16 protein-coding genes are annotated in these 18,615 nt (G+C 57.3%); 4 read left to right on the top strand and 12 right to left on the bottom strand.

Annotated features, from left to right (window positions below):
• The first annotated feature begins 79 nt into the window (after positions 1–79).
• The gene (gene glyQ, locus AAF463_RS00370) at positions 80–991 is read left to right on the top strand and encodes a glycine--tRNA ligase subunit alpha (RefSeq protein ID WP_008105242.1); all 912 of its coding nucleotides are present in this window, start codon (positions 80–82) and stop codon (positions 989–991) included.
• A 9-nt stretch (positions 992–1,000) separates the two neighbouring features.
• On the top strand, positions 1,001–3,070 hold the full coding sequence (glyS, locus tag AAF463_RS00375) for a glycine--tRNA ligase subunit beta (RefSeq protein ID WP_350261354.1): 2,070 nt from the start codon (positions 1,001–1,003) through the stop codon (positions 3,068–3,070).
• A gap of 67 nt (positions 3,071–3,137) precedes the next feature.
• Here glyS and AAF463_RS00380 read toward each other — a convergent pair whose 3' ends face one another.
• The 9 genes from AAF463_RS00380 to fdnG form a co-directional block, all read right to left on the bottom strand.
• Positions 3,138–3,383 (bottom strand): type II toxin-antitoxin system RelE/ParE family toxin, encoded by a 246-nt coding sequence (locus AAF463_RS00380; protein ID WP_233501802.1) that lies wholly within the window; start codon positions 3,381–3,383, stop codon positions 3,138–3,140.
• A gap of 10 nt (positions 3,384–3,393) precedes the next feature.
• Complete coding sequence (locus tag AAF463_RS00385) at positions 3,394–3,678, bottom strand: type II toxin-antitoxin system ParD family antitoxin (RefSeq protein WP_061719305.1); 285 nt, start codon at positions 3,676–3,678, stop codon at positions 3,394–3,396.
• A 111-nt stretch (positions 3,679–3,789) separates the two neighbouring features.
• A complete protein-coding gene (gene selB / locus AAF463_RS00390) occupies positions 3,790–5,643 on the bottom strand; it encodes a selenocysteine-specific translation elongation factor (RefSeq protein ID WP_350261355.1) in 1,854 nt (617 codons plus the stop codon).
• On the bottom strand, positions 5,640–7,019 hold the full coding sequence (selA, locus tag AAF463_RS00395) for an L-seryl-tRNA(Sec) selenium transferase (protein ID WP_350261356.1): 1,380 nt from the start codon (positions 7,017–7,019) through the stop codon (positions 5,640–5,642). The genes selB and selA overlap by 4 nt, the downstream gene beginning before the upstream one ends.
• 8 nt (positions 7,020–7,027) lie before the next feature.
• The gene (locus tag AAF463_RS00400) at positions 7,028–7,639 is read right to left on the bottom strand and encodes a glutathione S-transferase (RefSeq protein ID WP_350261357.1); all 612 of its coding nucleotides are present in this window, start codon (positions 7,637–7,639) and stop codon (positions 7,028–7,030) included.
• Between the two features lie 117 nt (positions 7,640–7,756).
• On the bottom strand, positions 7,757–8,683 hold the full coding sequence (fdhE, locus tag AAF463_RS00405) for a formate dehydrogenase accessory protein FdhE (RefSeq protein ID WP_101763838.1): 927 nt from the start codon (positions 8,681–8,683) through the stop codon (positions 7,757–7,759).
• Positions 8,683–9,324, bottom strand: coding sequence for a formate dehydrogenase cytochrome b556 subunit (gene fdoI, locus AAF463_RS00410; protein ID WP_101763837.1), 642 nt, complete (start codon positions 9,322–9,324; stop codon positions 8,683–8,685). The genes fdhE and fdoI overlap by 1 nt, the downstream gene beginning before the upstream one ends.
• Positions 9,324–10,223 carry a formate dehydrogenase subunit beta gene (gene fdxH / locus AAF463_RS00415; RefSeq protein ID WP_101763836.1) on the bottom strand — a complete coding sequence of 300 codons (900 nt, stop codon included), beginning with the start codon at positions 10,221–10,223 and terminating at the stop codon, positions 9,324–9,326. Before fdxH ends, fdoI begins: the two co-directional genes overlap by 1 nt.
• A gap of 11 nt (positions 10,224–10,234) precedes the next feature.
• Positions 10,235–13,282, bottom strand: coding sequence for a formate dehydrogenase-N subunit alpha (fdnG, locus tag AAF463_RS00420; RefSeq protein WP_350261358.1), 3,048 nt, complete (start codon positions 13,280–13,282; stop codon positions 10,235–10,237).
• A gap of 138 nt (positions 13,283–13,420) precedes the next feature.
• On the opposite strand from fdnG, the gene fdhD reads away from it, so the two are divergent.
• Positions 13,421–14,245 carry a formate dehydrogenase accessory sulfurtransferase FdhD gene (gene fdhD / locus AAF463_RS00425; protein WP_336768757.1) on the top strand — a complete coding sequence of 275 codons (825 nt, stop codon included), beginning with the start codon at positions 13,421–13,423 and terminating at the stop codon, positions 14,243–14,245.
• Here fdhD and AAF463_RS00430 read toward each other — a convergent pair.
• Positions 14,242–15,018 carry a DeoR/GlpR family DNA-binding transcription regulator gene (locus tag AAF463_RS00430; RefSeq protein WP_350261359.1) on the bottom strand — a complete coding sequence of 259 codons (777 nt, stop codon included), beginning with the start codon at positions 15,016–15,018 and terminating at the stop codon, positions 14,242–14,244. The two genes, fdhD and AAF463_RS00430, sit on opposite strands and share 4 nt — an antisense overlap.
• A gap of 174 nt (positions 15,019–15,192) precedes the next feature.
• Between AAF463_RS00430 and AAF463_RS00435 the strand changes: the two genes are divergently transcribed.
• Positions 15,193–16,533, top strand: a complete 1,341-nt coding sequence (locus AAF463_RS00435) for an aspartate aminotransferase family protein (RefSeq protein WP_110867874.1) — start codon at positions 15,193–15,195, stop codon at positions 16,531–16,533.
• A gap of 77 nt (positions 16,534–16,610) precedes the next feature.
• Here the strand turns inward: AAF463_RS00435 and alsE are convergent, their stop codons facing one another.
• Positions 16,611–17,291, bottom strand: a complete 681-nt coding sequence (gene alsE, locus AAF463_RS00440; protein WP_350261360.1) for a D-allulose 6-phosphate 3-epimerase — start codon at positions 17,289–17,291, stop codon at positions 16,611–16,613.
• A 50-nt stretch (positions 17,292–17,341) separates the two neighbouring features.
• On the bottom strand, positions 17,342–18,601 hold the full coding sequence (locus AAF463_RS00445; protein WP_110867875.1) for a PTS ascorbate transporter subunit IIC: 1,260 nt from the start codon (positions 18,599–18,601) through the stop codon (positions 17,342–17,344).
• Positions 18,602–18,615 lie beyond the last annotated feature (14 nt).

The raw sequence follows: 18,615 nt of genomic DNA on the forward strand, positions 1-18,615 counted from the left end.
TCCGGCTGCACAATCCGCGGTCAAAGGGTATACTGGCGCACTCTTTTTTTAACCGATCCGTATCGCGTGCGAATTCAACATGCAAAAGTTTGATACCAAGACCTTTCAGGGCCTGATCCTGACCTTGCAGGATTACTGGGCGCGTCAAGGCTGCACCATTGTCCAACCGTTGGACATGGAAGTGGGCGCCGGCACCTCACACCCGATGACCTGTCTGCGTGCCTTAGGCCCAGAGCCGATGGCGACCGCTTACGTGCAGCCATCTCGTCGTCCGACCGACGGACGTTACGGTGAAAACCCGAACCGTTTACAGCACTATTACCAGTTCCAGGTGGTGATTAAGCCCAACCCGGACAACCTTCAGGAGCTGTACCTTGGGTCGCTGAAAGAGCTGGGTATGGATCCCACCATCCACGACATTCGCTTTGTCGAAGACAACTGGGAAAACCCAACGCTGGGCGCGTGGGGACTCGGTTGGGAAGTGTGGCTGAACGGCATGGAAGTGACGCAGTTCACTTACTTCCAGCAGGTTGGCGGCCTCGAGTGTAAGCCAGTAACCGGCGAGATCACGTACGGCTTGGAGCGTCTGGCGATGTACATTCAGGGCGTAGACAGCGTTTACGATCTGGTGTGGAGCGACGGTCCGTTCGGTAAAACCACCTACGGCGAAGTGTTCCATCAGAACGAAGTGGAGCAGTCGACCTATAACTTTGAATACGCTGACGTTGACTTCCTTTTCACCTGCTTCGAGCAGTATGAGAAAGAAGCGCAGCAGCTGCTGGCGCTGGAAAAACCGCTGCCGCTGCCGGCTTACGAGCGCATTCTGAAAGCGGCGCACAGCTTTAACCTGCTGGATGCCCGCAAAGCGATTTCGGTTACCGAACGCCAGCGTTATATCCTGCGTATCCGCACCCTGACGAAAGCCGTGGCGGAAGCCTATTATGCGTCCCGTGAGGCGCTTGGCTTCCCGATGTGCAATAAAAACAAGTAAGAGGCAGCCATGACCGATAAAACTTTCCTGGTGGAAATTGGCACCGAAGAGTTGCCTCCGAAAGCGCTGCGCAGTCTGGCGGAAGCCTTTGCTGCGCATTTCACTGCTGAACTTGATAGCGCCGGTCTGGCGCACGGCGAAGTGAGCTGGTTTGCTGCTCCGCGCCGTCTGGCGCTGAAAGTGGCCCAGCTGGCTGCCGCGCAGCCGGATCGCGAAGTTGAAAAACGTGGCCCGGCTATCGCCGCCGCGTTTGATGCCGATGGCAACGCCACCAAAGCGGCCGAAGGTTGGGCGCGTGGTAACGGCATCACTGTGGCGCAGGCCGAACGTCTGAGCACGGATAAAGGTGAATGGCTGGTGCATCGCGCTGCCATCACCGGCGAAAGCGCGCAGGTGCTGCTGCCCGCTATGGTGGCTACCGCGCTGAGCAAGCTGCCAATTCCTAAGCTGATGCGCTGGGGCGCGAGCGACGTGCAGTTTGTGCGTCCGGTGCACACCGTTACGCTGCTGCTGGGTGACGAGCTGATTCCCGCGAAGATTCTCGGTATTAAATCCGATCGCGTGATTCGCGGTCATCGCTTTATGGGCGAGCCAGAATTCACCATCGACAACGCCGATCAGTATCCGCAGCTGCTGCTGGAGCGCGGTAAAGTGGTGGCGGATTACGCCGCGCGTAAAGCCAAAATCAAAGCGGATGCGGAAGCGGCAGCGCAGAAAATTGGCGGCATCGCCGATTTGAGCGAAAGCCTGCTGGAAGAAGTGACCTCGCTGGTGGAGTGGCCGGTGGTGCTGACGGCGAAATTCGAAGAGAAGTTCCTCGCGGTGCCAGCTGAAGCGCTGGTTTACACCATGAAAGGTGACCAGAAGTACTTCCCGGTGTACGACGCGGCGGGCAAGCTGCTGCCGAATTTCATCTTCGTTACCAACATCGAATCCAAAGATCCACAGCAGATTATCGCCGGTAACGAGAAGGTGGTGCGCCCGCGTCTGGCGGATGCCGAGTTCTTCTTCAACACCGACCGCAAAAAGCGTCTGGAAGATAATCTGCCGCGTCTGGAAACCGTACTGTTCCAGAAAGAGCTGGGTACGCTGCGTGATAAAACCGATCGCATTCAGGCGCTGGCTGGCTGGATTGCCGCGCAGATTGGCGCTGATGTGAACCACGCTACCCGCGCGGGCTTGCTGTCGAAATGTGACCTGATGACCAACATGGTCTTCGAGTTCACCGACACCCAGGGCGTGATGGGCATGCACTACGCGCGCCACGATGGCGAAGCGGAAGATGTGGCGGTGGCGCTGAATGAGCAGTATCAGCCGCGCTTTGCCGGTGACGATCTGCCGTCAAATCCTGTGGCCTGCGCCGTGGCGATTGCCGACAAAATGGACACCCTCGCGGGTATCTTCGGTATCGGTCAGCATCCGAAAGGCGACAAAGATCCGTTCGCACTGCGCCGTGCTGCGCTGGGCGTGCTGCGTATCATCGTGGAGAAAAACCTGCCGCTCGATCTGCAAACGCTGACCGAAGAAGCGGTGCGTTTGTACGGCAGCAAGCTGAGCAACGCCAAAGTGGTCGATGAAGTGATCGACTTTATGCTGGGCCGTTTCCGTACCTGGTATCAGGAAGAGGGCCACAGCGTTGACACCATTCAGGCAGTGCTGGCGCGTCGTCCAACCCGTCCGGCTGATTTCGATGCGCGCATGAAGGCGGTTTCGCACTTCCGTACGCTGGAAGCGGCCGCCACGCTGGCTGCTGCCAACAAACGTGTGTCGAACATCCTGGCGAAATCGACCGAAACCCTGAACGACAGCGTGCAGGCTTCCCTGCTGAAAGAGAACGAAGAGATCCAACTGGCGACCTTCGTGACCGCGCTGGGCGACAAGCTGCAGCCGTACTTTGCAGAAGGTCGCTATCAGGATGCGCTGGTTGAACTGGCGCAGCTGCGTGAAGCGGTAGATAACTTCTTCGATAAAGTGATGGTGAACGCTGACGATCAGGCGGTGCGTATTAACCGTCTGACGCTGCTGGCACAGCTGCGCCAGCTGTTCCTGCAGGTGGCGGATATTTCACTGCTGCAGTAATTGGCGTGGTCGCCATGAATGGCGATGCTACAAAATAAAGGGGACGAGAGATCGTCCTTTTTTGTTTTCAAAACTCGGCGCTAACGTCCTGCGAGTGGTGCAAGATACGCCCGATGAAAATTTCATCCACTTCAGCGCGGTAGATCACAATATGCTGTTCGAAAGGCAGCGAATAGATCTGCTGACCTAAATCCGGTCGTTTACGACCTAAATCAAACATGGCGAGTTTGTCGAAGAGCTGAGCGAATCTGGCGCTATAGTCATCAGCTAACTGCTCTCCATAATTCCAGTAGCCATAAATCCAGATCTTCATTAGATCTGCATCAGCTTCCGGTTTTATCGTGATGGTCCTTTTCATAAATGCCTACCCTGGCTTTTGCTCGTCTTAGAAAATCTTCATGATCCCACTCTTTTCCCGGGCCGCTTTCAAAGCCCTCTCTGACCAACTCTCTGAGCTTTTCCAGCTTTGATTCCGCCTGCTTCTCACGCAGCAAGCGCAGCGAGTCGCGCACCACTTCGCTTTGCGTACGGTAGTCGCCGGATTCAACCAGAGATTCAACAAATTCGCGCAGTTCATCGCCTAAATCGATCGTCATGGTACGTGCCATCATCGTTATCCAGTGTAAGAGTATTTCTTACATTCTGGCACTTTTTTGCGCAACAGGGAATGTACGTTGCAGCGCAGTTACAGGCTGAACTGCGAGGCAACGCGAGAGATTTTAGGCAGATGAGACGGGAAACAGGCGGTCGTCGCGCAACAGATGATCGTTACCACGGCGGCGGGTGAAGCCGCTGCGGTCGAAGAATTCCAGAATCTGTATCGCCACTTTGCGCCCGGTGCCAAGCTGGTTGCGGAAGTCGGCGGCGCTGGTGCTGCCCTCTTGCGCGGCACGGCTCCGAATCAGATCGGCGAAGATCTGGATCTGGTCGCTGCGATAGTAGCGATCGCGTACGATCGCGGTGATATGTCCGAGCCGCGCAGCAGTGAGCAGCAGCGAGCGAATCGCCTGTTCATCCTGCTGCAGCGCCAGCGCGATATCGCGCACCCACAGCGGCTGATCGCCAAACAGCGGGCCGACCTGCTGCCAAAGAGCTTCTTCCTGCGGATTAAAGCGCGGTTCGAAGTCGGGCAGATGCAGCCAGCCTTGTCGCTGTTGTAGCTGACCTTGCGCCAGCAGTTGATCAATCAGCGCTAACACCCATTCCGCAGGCTGATGCGGCATTGCCACACGACGCAAACGATCGTGGCCGATGCCCGGCATCTCGGGATGCTGCTGATGAAAATGCGCCAGTGATTCCAGCAGCTTTTGCCGCCATTGTGCTGCCTGCGCGGCACTCATCAGCGCGTTATCAAGCTGCACCGGTGCTGCATGCTCGATCAGTGCATCCAGCGCGGGCTCGGTAAGCTGGCGCGCCCACGCCAGGTCACGCCGTTCTGTCGGTTGATAGGCCAGATGCGCCTGCAGGCTGGCGTCATCATCTTGTGCGGCGGCCAGCTGCTGCAGCCAGGCAAGATACTCCGCCTGACGTTTGCCGCGCTTTTTACTGTTGAGCAGCAGCACGCGCGCGCCGCCCAGCGTGTGCTGTGCGTTGCTGTCGCGGATAATCAGCCGATCATTCTCGGCCAGCCACAGCGGTTGGTTCAGCACCAGTTCCGCGACATCATCCGCCAGCAGCGTAATGCGTCCAGTGACGTGGCTGGCGGCGTGGTGGAGATGAATCGGCTGCGACGCGCTCTTCAGCGGCTGCAGCAAGCGCAGCGCCACGGTTAAGCGCGAGGTGCCTTCCGCTCTGGCCTGTGACAGCAGCCAGTCGCCGCGCGCGATCTGCGCTTTTTCCACATCGCCGACGATATTCAATGCGATACGTTCACCGGCCTGCGCGCGCGTCACCGATTGGTTCTGCGCATGCAGCGCGCGCACGCGCAGCGGCAGATTCAGGCTGCTAAGCCAAAGAGTATCGCCGACGTTCACTTCGCCCGACAGCGCGGTGCCGGTGACCACCAATCCGCTGCCTTTCAGCGTGAAGGCGCGATCAATAGCGAGACGGAAACGGTAACGAGAGTCGAAGGCCGGTTCCGCCAGCGTGCTGAGATGCTGGCGCAGCGCGTCGATGCCTTGCTGGGTGTGGCTGCTGATGACAAATTGCGGCACCGCCAGCCAGCCGAGTTGCTGCGTGAGCTGCGCCACCTGCCGCTGGACTTCCGCGATGCGCGCTTCATCCACGCGATCGGCCTTGGTCAGCGCGACGCTGAGCGGCGGCTGTCCGGCCAGGCTCAGCAACTGCAGATGTTCGCGGGTTTGCGGCATCCCGCCATCGTCGCAGGCCACCACCAGCAGCGCATGATGAATGCCGCCAATGCCCGCCAGCATATTGGCGAGAAATTTCTCGTGGCCCGGCACATCAATAAAGCCGAGCACGCGACCATCCGGTTGCGGCCAGTACGCGTAGCCGAGATCGATGGTCATGCCGCGCCGTTTCTCTTCCGGCAGGCGATCGGCATCCACGCCGGTTAATGCCATTAACAGCGCGGTTTTGCCGTGATCGACGTGTCCAGCGGTGGCAATAATCATGACGCTAAGGCCTGAATCAGCGCGCTTTCATCATCAAGGCAGCGCAGATCCAGCCACAGTTTGCCTTCCTGAACGCGGCCAATCACCGGGCGCGCTAAGCTGCGCCAACGCTGTGACAAATTGACGAGCTGGCTACCGCGCCCATCGCGTGGCGTGAAGGTGAGGGCGAAACTGGGAAGGCGTTCAACCGGTAGCGATCCGCTGCCGATTTGGGATGAACAGGGCGCAATCGCCAGCGAAAAGTCATCTCGATAAATCTGTTGTAACGCGGGCAGCAATCGTTCAGCTTGTTGCTGAATATCCTGCGCTGGACGGGTGAGCAGCCGCAGCGTCGGCAGGGCTTCACGCAGCGTTTCCGGCTGACGATAGAGCTGTAGCGTGGCTTCCAGCGCCGCGAGCGTCATTTTGTCGACGCGCAGCGCGCGTTTCAGCGGATGCGACTGGAGCTGATCAATCAGCGTCTGCTTGCCGACGATAATCCCCGCCTGCGGACCGCCGAGCAGTTTGTCGCCGGAGAAACTTACCAGACTGACGCCTGCGGCGATCAGCTGCTGCGGCATCGGTTCAGCCGGCAGACCAAATTCGGTCATATCGATCAGCGATCCGCTGCCAAGGTCGGTGATCACCGGCAATTGATAAGCGTCACCCAGCGCAACCAGCTCTGCTTCCGTTACCGCATGGGTAAAGCCCTGAATCTGATAATTGCTGGTGTGCACCTTCATCAGCAGGCCGCTGTTTTCCGCGATGGCGGCGCGATAATCTTTCAGGTGCGTGCGGTTGGTGGTGCCTACTTCCACCAGTTTGCAGCCCGCCAGGCGCATCACGTCAGGAATGCGGAAGGCGCCGCCAATTTCCACCAGCTCGCCGCGCGAGACAATCACTTCGCGCCCCGGCGCTAACGCGGCCAGCATCAATAACACGGCGGCGGCATTGTTGTTAACGATACAGGCCGCTTCCGCGCCGGTTAACTCGCTCAGCAGCGCGCTAACCGCACGATCGCGGTGGCCACGCGCCGCTTCATCCAGCGCGTATTCCAGCGTGACCGGCTGACGCAGGCAATTCACCACCGCGTCGATAGCGCGATCGCTCAGCTGTGCGCGGCCAAGATTGGTGTGCAGTACGGTGCCGGTGAGATTGAACACCGGACGCAGCGCACTTTGCTGCTGTTGCTGGATACGGCGCAGCGCTTCATCCGGCCAGTTCAGGTGCCACTCTGGCAAGGTTTGGTGCTGCTGAATGTGGTCGCGCGCTTCCTGCTGCATGCTGCGCAGCTGGCGCGTAGCGAAGGCGGTTCCGTGATCGGCAAGCAGCGGCTGCAGCGCGGGATCGCGCAGCAGGCTGTCGATAGCAGGTAATTGGCTGTACAGGGTTTTCATCGGGTGACTTACAGAGAGGGCGGAACGGTGCGGGCAAAGCTTTCGCGCGCAAACAGGTTTTCGGCCAGCTTCACCAGCGCCGGGCGATTTACGCACCAGTTTGGCAGCACGCGGCGGAAGTTGAGGTATCCAATCATGCAGCCGGTGGCGATATCGGCCAGATTGAGCGTGCCGCTATTGAGCCATTCGCCTCGGGCGGCGGCGGTTTCTAGCGCATCGAGGCCGCGTTGGATTTTATCACGGTTGCGCAGCAGCACCTCTTCAGATTGCTGATCGCCAGGACGCATCTGCTCGCGCACGATCATCACCGCCGCATCGTTAATGCCGTCGGCCAGTTTTTCCAGCTGACGGATGTGCAACGCGTGCAGCGCATCATCGGGCAGCAGCGCAGGCGCATCGCCGCGCAGTTCAATCACCTGCGCGATGATCGAAGAGTCGAACCAGGTGAGCTGGTTGTCGTCAATCAGCGCCGGTACTTTGCCCAGCGGATTGTACTGCGGTACATCGCTGTCATCGATCCACGGAGAGTGATTAACGAATTCGAAAACCAGGCCTTTTTCCAGCAATATCACTGATATTTTGCGGACAAAAGGGCTGGTGTAGCTGCCAATCAGTTTCATCGTGCGCCTCCGTGTTGAATGAAAATACGCGATAACAAACCGCACATATCCCTGGCGGCGCGCTGGCACAATGCGCGATAAATCGCGCCGCTACGGACCGCAGAAACATGGAAAAAGCTAATCGCCGGGGAACATAAACGGATTCAGACTGCTGCGGGCGAATCCTTCCTGCTCCATGCGGGCATCCAGCACCAGCGAGGCCAAATCATCGGCCACCGGCTCCACGGCGGGATCCTTCTCCTGATACAACATCTTCAGGTAGGTACCGCAATCGCCGCAGCTCTCTGCTTTCACCGCCGCTTTTTCGCTGTCCAGCGACCAGTAATGCAGATCGCCGGTTTGTTCACAGTTGGAGCACTTGCTGCGCACCACATACCATTCGCTTTCACACAGATTGCAGTGCAGATAGCGCAGACCTTGCTGGCCTACGCTCATGTGCACCACGCTGGTGACCGGCACGCTGGCGCATACCGGGCAGAACTGGCGATGCTCACCGTATTCGGCGCGCGCTTTGCCGGGAATTAATGCCGCCATCTGCGCCCAGTAAATCGACAACGCCGCCCAGATGAACGGCGATTTGTCGCTGCTCACCTGTGCGAAATCGCCTTCCAGCAGCGCATGTGCCAGATTTTCCAGTTCGGTAGTGGAGGATTTTTCCAGATTCTCCAGCACTGCCAGCGCCTGGCCGCTCATCTCTGGCTTCAGCTCGGCGATCAGCGAATGCAGCAAACGCTGCCAGTGCGCATCGCGCGGATAGGTGTGGATATCAAGCGGCGGTTTGCCCTGCTCGGCGCTCTGCGTCAGCCGCTGCTGCAGATCGAGCTGCAGCGGATGGTCATACAGCACGATCTCCTGCGCCTCGGCGATCACCGCGGCAAAGCGCAGGTAATCACCCAGCGGATTCTTCGCGGCCAGGTCGCGCAAACGTGCCGCACGGCGGCTATACAGATTTTTCAGCCGGGGGAAAAGTAACGGCGGAACTTGCTCCGCCGTGTGCTTTTCGCTTTTCTCCAGCTGGTCCTGCGGGATGATGCGAATACTCATCAGGGACGTTTTTCCTGTTGTGTTTGGCGTTGGCGCTGCTCGCGATACCAGCGTGGGTGATGTTTCTTCGCCCACGCGGCCGGAACCCAGCCCTCAACCATGGCGGTAATGGTGCCTTTTACCCACAAGGCGGCGTAAATGTGCACCATAATCACCACGATCAGCGCCACAGCTGAGACCGAATGCACCACTAGCGCGATGCGAATCAGCGGAATAGTAAAGGCACCGGCAAAGTACGGGCGCCAGATAACAATTCCGCTCACCAGCAGCAAGACTAAGCTGATGATAGCAGCCCAGAACACACACTTCTGCCCGAAGTTGTATTTGCCGGTATCGCCGACCTCTTCGTTTTGCACGATTTTGTGGATGTTTTTCGCCCAAACCAGGTCTTCGCGATTGATCAGATTATGTTTCCAATAGCGTAAGAACATGATGATAAAGGCGGCAAACATCACCGTGCCAACAAACGGATGCAGGATACGCGCCAACTGCGGCGTGCCGAGCACGTGCATCAGCCAGTTAAACGACGGGAAAAAGAAACCCAGTCCGCTCAGCGCGGCGAGCACAAAACAGAACGCCACAATCCAGTGATTGATGCGTTCCGGTGCGCTGTAGCGCACCAGACGATCGCGTTTTTTCATTATTCGCGCTCCTCTTTTTCGTGCAGATTCTCGTCCTCATCCTCTTCCACGCGGTTTGGCCCTACGCCAACGTAGTGGAACACGGATGCAGCAAAGGTAGCGGCAAAACCGATCGCCGCCAGCGGTTTCCAGATCCCTTTCCAGAACGTTACCGCCGGGCTGATGCTCGGATTATCCGGCAAACCGTGATAGAGCTGCGGTTTGTTGGCGTGATGCAGCACGTACATCACGTGTGTGCCGCCGACGCCTTCCGGATCGTACAAGCCGGCGTTGGCATAGCCGCGCGTGTTGAGCTCGGCCACGCGTTCACCGGCCAGCGCCTGCATATCGCTTTTGCTGCCGAAGTGAATCGCGCCGGTCGGGCAGGTTTTCACGCACGCCGGTTCCTGACCGACATTGACACGATCGACGCACAGCGTGCATTTATAGACGCGGTTGTCCTCTTTATTCAGACGCGGCACATCGAACGGACAGCCCGCAATGCAGTAGCCGCAGCCAATGCACTGTTCTGACTGAAAATCGACGATGCCGTTGGCGTACTGAATAATCGCGCCTTCAGATGGGCAGGCTTTCAGGCAGCCGGGATCGGCGCAGTGCATGCAGCCATCCTTGCGAATCAGCCACTCTAACTTGCCGTTCTCCTCCACTTCTGAGAAGCGCATCACCGTCCACGATTTGGCGGTCAAATCGGCAGGATTGTCGTACACCCCAACGTTATGTCCCACTTCATCGCGGATATCGTTCCACTCCGAGCACGCCACCTGACACGCTTTGCAGCCGATGCAGGTGGTCACGTCGATCAGTTTCGCCACTTCCTGCTGATGGTTACGTGCCTGCGGGGCAGGCGTGAGTCCATTGGTGGCGGAGCGGCGGATAATGTCTTGAGATTGATAAGCCATATTCGTTCTCCTTACACCTTCTCGACGTTGACCAGGAACGCCTTAAATTCTGGCGTCTGCGTGTTGGCATCACCGACAAACGGCGTCAGAGTGTTGGCAATAAAGCCTTTTTTCGCCACGCCCTGATAACCCCAGTGAATCGGAATGCCGATGGTATCAACGATTTTGCCGTCGACGTTGAGTGGACGGATGCGCTTGGTGACCACCGCTTTGGCTTTGATGTAGCCGCGATTGGAGCTCACTTTCACCGTGTCGCCCTGCGCGATGCCGAGCTTGTTGGCCAGCTTCTCGCCGATTTCAATAAACTGTTCCGGCTGCGCGATGGCATTGAGCCGCGCGTGTTTGGTCCAGTAATGGAAATGCTCGGTGAGGCGATAAGTGGTGCCGACATACGGGAACTGCTCCGCCTGGCCCATCGACGCCAAATCGTCCTTGAACACGCGCGCCGCCGGGTTGGATACCACGTTCGGATGCAGCGGGTTGGTGCCGATTGGCGTTTCAAACGGCTCGTAGTGTTCCGGGAACGGACCTTCGGCCATTTTATCGAGCGCAAACAGGCGGCCCATGCCTTCCGGCTGCATGATGAACGGCCCGACATCGCTGCCGGGTGCGGCGGCGCTGTAGTCCGGCACATCCATGCCGCCCCATTTGCTGCCATCCCACTTCAGGATCTGACGTTTCGGATCCCACGGATTGCCTTGCGGATCAGCCGAGGCGCGGTTGTAGAGAATGCGGCGGTTGAGCGGCCACGCCCAGCTCCAGTTCAGCGTATTGCCCAAACCGGTGGGATCGGTGTTGTCGCGGCGCGCCATCTGGTTGCCGTCCGGCGTCCAGCTGCCGGCGAAAATCCAGCATCCGCTGCTGGTGCTGCCGTCATCTTTCAGATGGGCAAAGGTGCTGAGCTGTTGGCCTTTTTTCACCAGCAGCGTGCCTTTGTCATCGTATACATCCGCCAGCGCTTTGCCGTTGTTCTCCATCGCCACTTCTTCCGGCGCCGGATTTTCTGGCGTCAGGTAGTTCCAGCTCATGTTCAGCACTTGCTCAGGCAATGCACCGCCTTCACTGGCGTACATTTTGCGCAGGCGTGAATAGATGCCGGAAAGAATCTCGCCGTCATTGAGCGCTTCGCCCGGTGCATCCTGACCTTTCCAGTGCCACTGCAGCCAGCGGCCGGAGTTAACGATCGAACCGTTCTCTTCGGCGAAGCAGGTGGAGGGCAAACGGAACACTTCGGTCTGAATTTTTGACGGATCAACATCGTTAAACTCGTCGTGATTCTCCCAGAAGGTGGCAGTTTCGGTGTTGAGCGGGTCGATGGTGACGAGGAACTTCAGCTTCGACAGTGAATCAATCACTTTGCGCTTGTTCGGGAACGACGCCACCGGGTTGAAGCCCTGGCACAGATAGCCATTGACCTTGCCTTGCGACATCATCTCGAAGTACTGCAGCACGTCGTAGCCTTTATCCCACTTCGGCAACCAGTCGAAGCCCCAGCTGTTTTCCGCCTGGGCTTTGTCACCGAAGAAGGCTTTCATCTGGCTGACAAAGAATTTCGGGTAGTTGCTCCAGTAGTTTACCTGGCCCGGCAGCAGCGCTTTCGGCGTGTTGGCAGCAAGATAACTCTGCAGATCGGTGTGTTTTTCCGACGGCAAAGTCATGTAACCCGGCAAACTTTGCGACAGCAAACCGAGATCGGTCAGACCCTGAATATTCGAGTGGCCGCGCAGCGCATTGATGCCGCCGCCAATCATGCCCATGTTGCCGAGCAGCAGCTGAATCATCGCCATGGTGCGGATGTTCTGCGCACCGACCGAGTGCTGCGTCCAGCCGAGCGCATACAGGAACGAGGTGGTGCGATCGCGCGCGCTGGTTTCGCCAATCAGTTCACACACGTGCAGGAAGTCCGCTTTTGGCGTGCCGCAGATGCGTTCAACAATTTCTGGCGTGTAACGGCTAACGTGCTGCTTCAGCAGGTTCCATACGCAGCGCGGATGCGTGAGCGTGGTGTCGCGTTTGGCGAAGCCGTCGGCGTCCAGCTCGTAGTTCCAGCTGGTTTTGTCGTATTTGCGATTCTCTTCGTCGTAGCCGCTGAACAGGCCATCTTCAAAATGATAATCCTCGCGCACGATCAGGCTGGCATTGGTGTAGGCCTGCACATATTGATGCTGGATTTTGTCGTTTTGTAGCAGCCACAGCAGGACGCCCGACAGGAAAGTGATGTCGGTACCCGAACGAATCGGCGTATAGAAATCGGCTACCGATGCCGTGCGCGTGAAGCGCGGATCGATAACAACCAGTTTGGCTTTGTTGTGAATCTTGGCTTCCATCGCCCAGCGGAATCCCACCGGATGCGCTTCAGCGGCGTTCCCGCCCATCACAACGATCAGATTGGCATTACGGATGTCGACCCAGTGATTGGTCATCGCACCGCGACCAAATGTTGGAGCAAGACTTGCTACCGTTGGTCCGTGTCAAACGCGTGCCTGGTTGTCGACCGCTAACATGCCGAGCGATCGGGTAAATTTCTGGGTTAAATAGCCGGTTTCGTTGCTGGATGCGGAAGCACACAGCATGCCGGTGGAGAGCCAACGGTTTACCGTCACGCCCGCAGCGTTTTGCGCCACGAAGTTAGCGTCGCGGTCCGCTTTCATTAGCCTGGCGATGCGATCAAAGGCATCGTCCCAGCTAATGCGCTGCCATTTATCGGAGCCTGGCGCGCGGTATTCCGGGTATTGCAGGCGACTTTCACTGTGGATGAAGTCGAGCAGGCCTGCGCCTTTCGGGCACAATGCGCCGCGGCTCACCGGATGATCCGGATCCCCTTCGATGTGGAAAATGGTCTCTTTGGCGTTTTTCGCGCCGTCACCGAGGCTGTACATTAACAAGCCACAGCCAACTGAGCAGTAAGTGCAGGTGTTACGGGTTTCGCGTGCGCGCAGCAGTTTATACTGTCGCGTTTCCGCCAGCGCTACCTCTGGCGCAAAGCCAAGCAGTGCTGCCGTTGTCCCTGCCATACCGCCAGCACAGACCTTGAAGAATTTTCTTCGGCTGACGTTCATGGATTATCCTTTCAACATGAATGATTTTTACTTTTGCAGAGCAGTGAATCGGGCGTCACAATAACCCGACGAATATTGCGGCAATAGCGACCTAATATTACCACTACTTTAGTAAGGTTGTTATGTGAGGCGAAAAAAGTGACAGAGAATGAGCAGGAAAGTCACATTAATGTGAATAAGATCTCAGGTGCGGTGCAGGCGCAGGTGCATCAGCGGCGTGATATCAGCCTTGCGGAAACAGACTGGCTGGCGCAGGAAGTGCCGGTGGCGCTGGTCTATAACGGCATTTCGCACGTTGTGATGATGGCGACACCCAATGATTTGGAAGCTTTTGCGATAGGTTTCTCGCTCTCGGAAGGCATTATTGCGCGCCCGGATGAAATCTACGGTATCGATGTGGTTCCGGGCTGTAATGGCATTGAAGTACAGATTGAACTCTCCAGCCGCCGCTTTATGGCGCTGAAAGAGCAGCGCCGCGCCATGGCCGGACGCACCGGCTGCGGCGTGTGTGGCGTGGAGCAACTCGATCAAATCGGTAAGCCATTACAGCCGCTGCCGTTCAGCCAAACCTTTGATTTAGTCAATCTGGATAAAGGCCTGGCGCAGCTGCGCGACTACCAGCCGATCGGCAATCTCACCGGCTGCACGCACGCGGCGGCGTGGATGTCACCGCAAGGCGAATTGCAGGGCGGCTATGAAGATGTTGGTCGCCATGTGGCGCTGGATAAACTGCTGGGGAGTCGCAGCCAGCAGCCGTGGCAGCAGGGCGCGGTGCTGGTTTCCAGTCGCGCCAGCTATGAGATGGTGCAGAAATCCGCCATGTGCGGCGTGGAGATTCTGTTCGCGGTGTCGGCTGCGACACAGCTTGCCGTTGAGGTGGCCGAACGTTGCAATCTCACGCTAGTCGGCTTCAGTAAACCGGGCCGCGCCACGGTTTACAGCCATCCGCAGCGGCTGCGTTAAACCACCTGCACCTGCGGCAGCGCCTGTTGCAGTGCCGTCAGCGCGCCGGGTTTTGCCGCGCCGCTGTCGCAGATCAGCAGATCGATTTCCGCAACCGGAGCATAAACGGTGCGGCTCATCACGCCGAGTTTGCTGTGATCCGCCAGTAAAATGGTGCGGTTCGCCTGCTGCACCATGGCGCGGGCAATCGCCGCTTCGTGGGGATGAAAACTGCTGGCACCGTTTTTCGCATCGATGCCGACCGGCGAAAGCAGCACCACATCGGCGCGATAACGATAAATTTCCCCAATCGTCATCTCCCCGCGCGTTTGCTGTGCGCCTGCCATCATCACGCCGCCAATTAAAATCACCTGATTATTCAGCGTCTCATGCTCTTCCGCTGCGCTCAGCGCCAGCGCGGCCTGCAGGCTGTTAGTGATGATGGTTAAACCCGACATGGTGCGCAGTTGTTCGGCCAGCATGGTGGTGGTGGTGCCGGCATCAAGGAACAGCGTTTGGCCGGGCTGGAGATGTTGCGCGGCAGCAACCGCAATTGCGCGTTTCTCTTTCGCCTGCGCGTTACGGCGCACCTGCAGCGGCGGCTCTGGCTGGCTATCGACGGCGACCAAACCGCCATGCACCCGCCGCGCCAATCCCTGCGCTTCCAGCTCAATAATGTCGCGCCGCGCGGTTTCGCGCGAGATACCAAGCTCATTGATGATGCGCTCGGTGCTGAGCTGATGTTGCGTGGTCAGCAGCGCGCGAATGCGGTGTAAGCGGGTTTCCTGCAGCATGACTTTTCCCTGTGGCGTGTTCAACCTGGGCCTAAGCTTACCTGAGTGTCATTGCGCCGTCATGTGTATTTGGTTGTATTTGTGTATTTGGTTGCATTTGTCGCCAAAGCAGGCATGATATTGGCAAACGGCGATTTCGCATGCACCCCTTTCACCTTCGCAACGGGAGTTACCATGGCTACACGTTCTACCATCATGGATACCAACAGTTTTCGTGCTGAGCACGCCGACGGACTGGATGCGGCAACCCGCAAGCTAACCGACAAGCGCAGCAAAGTGTTGGGCGAGTCGTATCGCCTGTTTTACCGCAAGCCGGTGCACTTAGTGCGCGGCGAAGGGCAGTATGTGTGGGATGCCGCCGGTGATAAATATCTTGATGTGTACAACAACGTGGCGAGCATTGGTCACTGCCATCCGGCGGTGATTGAGGCGGTGAATCAGCAGATGAAGATGCTGAACACTCACACGCGCTATCTGCACGAACGCATTCTCGATTACACCGAAGAGCTGCTGGCGACCACGCCAGATGCCATCGATCGCGCCATGTACATGTGTACCGGTTCGGAAGCCAACGATTTGGCGATCCGCGTGGCGCGGGCTTTCAGCGGCGGCACCGGCATTATCGTGTCGCAGGAGGCGTATCACGGCACCAGCGATCTCACGTCAGGTGTGTCGCCCGCCCTCGGCAGCGGACAGCCGTTGGCGGCAACCACGCGTCTGGTTTCACCGCCGGATGCCTATCGCGTGAATGCGCCCGATCTCGGCGAGTGGTTTGCCAATGAAATCCAGCAGCAGATTGACGATATGAAAGCGCACGGCATTAAGTTTGCCGGCTTCCTCGCTGACTCGATCTTCTCATCCGATGGCGTATTGCCGAACCCGCGCGGCTTCCTGCAAAAAGCGGTCGATGTGGTGCATGCCAACGGCGGGATTTTCATTGCCGATGAAGTGCAGCCGGGCTTTGGTCGTACCGGCGATGCGTTCTGGGGCTTTGCGCGTCACGGCGTGGTGCCTGATGTGATCACCACCGGCAAGCCAATGGGCAACGGCATTCCGGTTTCAGGTTTGCTGGCGAAAAGCGATGTGCTAGCGGCATTTAGTGACGAGATTCCTTACTTCAACACCTTTGGCGGTAATCCGGTGGCGATGGCCGCCGCGCAAGCGGTGCTGACGGTAATTAAAGAAGAGGGCTTGCAGGAGCACAGCCGCGTGGTGGGCGCCAGGCTGTTGAGTGAACTGCAGAAACTAATGGATCGTCACGAGTCGATCGGCGACGTGCGCGGTGCGGGCCTGTTTATTGGTTTCGAACTGGTGCAGGATCGCGCCAGTAAAACGCCGGATAAAGCGCTGGCGCTGGATTTGATCGAGAAACTGCGCGAACACCGCGTGTTGACGTCAGTGGCGGGACCTTACGGCAACGTGCTGAAGTTGCGTCCGCCGTTGGCGTTCCAGGAAGCGGATATCGATTGGCTGGTGGGCGCGCTGGATAAATCGCTGAGTGAGCTGGGGCGTTAACAGATCATTGATTGTGCACATTTTGTCGCGGCGCGATTTATCGCGCAATAAATTGCGCCGCTACGATATGTGCAGGTTTACGCAGCTGCGGTTTCCTCGGCGAAAATGCTCTCCATCTTCTGCCACGCCTGCGCGACATCGTCATCCAGATTAAACAAACCTGACGTGCCCACAATAAACACATCCACGCCTGAAGCAGCAATCTGCCGGAAGGTGCGTGCGTTGCATGAACCATCAATTTCGGTCAGATAGTGATAACCGTGCTCTTCGCGCATGGCGATCAACTGGCGAATCTTATTCAGCGTTTGCGGGATAAATGTCTGCCCGGCGAAACCCGGATCCACTGACATCACCGTGACTTTATCCAGCAGGTGCGCATATTCACGAATAGTTTCTGCCGGTGTGGCCGGATTTAACACCACGCCGCAGCGACGGCCTGCGTCTTTAATTTGCATCAGCAGGCGGAAAATTTTGTTATTAGCGGTTTCCGGGTGGAAGCTAATAATATCGGCGCCGGCCTCAATGCACATCGGGATAATATCTTCGGGATGATTTACCATTAAATGCACATCAATCGGCACATCGGTAATTTTACGCAGGTTCTCAATAAAGAACGGCGACAGCGTAATATTCTTCACGTAGCTGCCATCCATAATATCGACATGATAAAAGGCGGCGGTGCTATTCATCGCTTCAACCTGCTCGCGAAAACGCGTGAGATCCATGCACATTAAGGAGGGGGAGAATTTGGCTTGCATAACTTATTTCCTCATTACAACAACAGCGCCCGCAGGCGCTGTTGATGACATCAATGGAAGAACGAAATAATGTGGCCGAGCACAATACCAACAATGCCGAAGTCGGCATCACCGAAGGTGGTGGAAGCGAAGCCGAGGTCGCCCATCAGCGGCAGCAGAATCGCTGGCAGGAAGGAGATCAGCAAGCCTTGCACAAAGGCACCGATCACAGCGCCGCGACGTCCGCCGGTGATATTGCCGTAGACGCCAGCGGTCGCACCGCAGAAGAAATGCGGTACCAGACCCGGAACAATAACGCTTAGACCAAACAGCGGACACAGGAACATGCTGATCAAGCCGGCGGAGAAGCTCGACAGGAAGCCGATGATTACCGCGTTCGGCGCGAACGGGAACACGGTTGGGCAATCCAGCGCCGGTTTGGCGTTGGGTACCAGCTTATCGGCGATACCTTTAAAGGCCGGCACGATTTCGGCAATCACCATGCGCACACCGGCGAGGATGATATAGACGCCCGCAGCAAAGGTGATCGACTGAATGATGGCGAACACAATGTAGTTTTGGCCGCCACTGATGCTTTCGGTGAATTCTTTACCGGCAACCAGAACCAGCGCGATAAACAGAATCATCATGGTCAGCGAAATCGCTACCGATGAGTCGCGCAGGAAGTTGAGGGTTTTTGGCACCTTCAGCTCTTCAATCGACGGGCTGCCTTTACCGACCATTTTGCCCACTAACGCGGAGAGCAGATAGCCGGTTGAGCCAAAGTGGCCGAGCGCCAGATCGTCCGAGTTGGTGATTTTGCGGGTGAACGGCTGCAGAATCGCCGGGCAAACCACCATCATGGTGCCGAGAATCAGCGAACCAATCAGCACCAGCCAGAAGCCGTGAATGCCGCCTACTGACAGAATTACCGCCAGCATCGCCGACATATACAGCGTGTGGTGACCGGTCAGGAAGATGTATTTCAACGGGGTAATGCGCGCCAGCAAGATGTTCACCAGCATACCAAACACCATGATCATGGCGGTTTCGGTGCCGTAACTTTTCTGCGCCAGCGCGGCCATTGCATCCGTATTTGGCACTACGCCCTGAATATTAAAAGAGTGCTCAAACAGCTGACTGAAGATGGTCAGCGTGGCCGCAATTAAATTGGCCCCGGCGATGAGAATAACAAAACCCATGATGGTTTTAAGCGTACCGGAAATAACATCAGAAACCGGTTTCTTTTGCAGTAATAAACCAAACAGGGAAAAAAGGCCGACAAGTATAGCGGGTGTTCCAAGAACATCCTTAATTATAAACTGCAGCATAACTTACTCCATAG

Origin of the sequence: Pantoea sp. BJ2 (genome assembly GCF_040255075.1) — a bacterium.
GTDB classification, from domain to species: domain Bacteria; phylum Pseudomonadota; class Gammaproteobacteria; order Enterobacterales; family Enterobacteriaceae; genus Pantoea; species Pantoea leporis.

Excerpts from the sequence above, each read along its gene's own strand:
- fdoI (WP_101763837.1), bottom strand. The coding sequence starts at position 9,324 with ATGAAAAAACGCGATCGTCTGGTGCGCTACAGCGCACCGGAACGCATC.
- AAF463_RS00430 (WP_350261359.1), bottom strand. The coding sequence starts at position 15,018 with ATGCTGCAGGAAACCCGCTTACACCGCATTCGCGCGCTGCTGACCACG.
- fdxH (WP_101763836.1), bottom strand. The coding sequence starts at position 10,223 with ATGGCTTATCAATCTCAAGACATTATCCGCCGCTCCGCCACCAATGGA.
- selA (WP_350261356.1), bottom strand. The coding sequence starts at position 7,019 with ATGAAAACCCTGTACAGCCAATTACCTGCTATCGACAGCCTGCTGCGC.
- fdhE (WP_101763838.1), bottom strand. The coding sequence starts at position 8,683 with ATGAGTATTCGCATCATCCCGCAGGACCAGCTGGAGAAAAGCGAAAAG.
- AAF463_RS00445 (WP_110867875.1), bottom strand. The coding sequence starts at position 18,601 with ATGCTGCAGTTTATAATTAAGGATGTTCTTGGAACACCCGCTATACTT.
- AAF463_RS00380 (WP_233501802.1), bottom strand. The coding sequence starts at position 3,383 with ATGAAGATCTGGATTTATGGCTACTGGAATTATGGAGAGCAGTTAGCT.
- glyS (WP_350261354.1), top strand. The coding sequence starts at position 1,001 with ATGACCGATAAAACTTTCCTGGTGGAAATTGGCACCGAAGAGTTGCCT.
- selB (WP_350261355.1), bottom strand. The coding sequence starts at position 5,643 with ATGATTATTGCCACCGCTGGACACGTCGATCACGGCAAAACCGCGCTG.
- alsE (WP_350261360.1), bottom strand. The coding sequence starts at position 17,291 with ATGCAAGCCAAATTCTCCCCCTCCTTAATGTGCATGGATCTCACGCGT.
- AAF463_RS00400 (WP_350261357.1), bottom strand. The coding sequence starts at position 7,639 with ATGAAACTGATTGGCAGCTACACCAGCCCTTTTGTCCGCAAAATATCA.
- AAF463_RS00435 (WP_110867874.1), top strand. The coding sequence starts at position 15,193 with ATGGCTACACGTTCTACCATCATGGATACCAACAGTTTTCGTGCTGAG.
- AAF463_RS00385 (WP_061719305.1), bottom strand. The coding sequence starts at position 3,678 with ATGGCACGTACCATGACGATCGATTTAGGCGATGAACTGCGCGAATTT.
- glyQ (WP_008105242.1), top strand. The coding sequence starts at position 80 with ATGCAAAAGTTTGATACCAAGACCTTTCAGGGCCTGATCCTGACCTTG.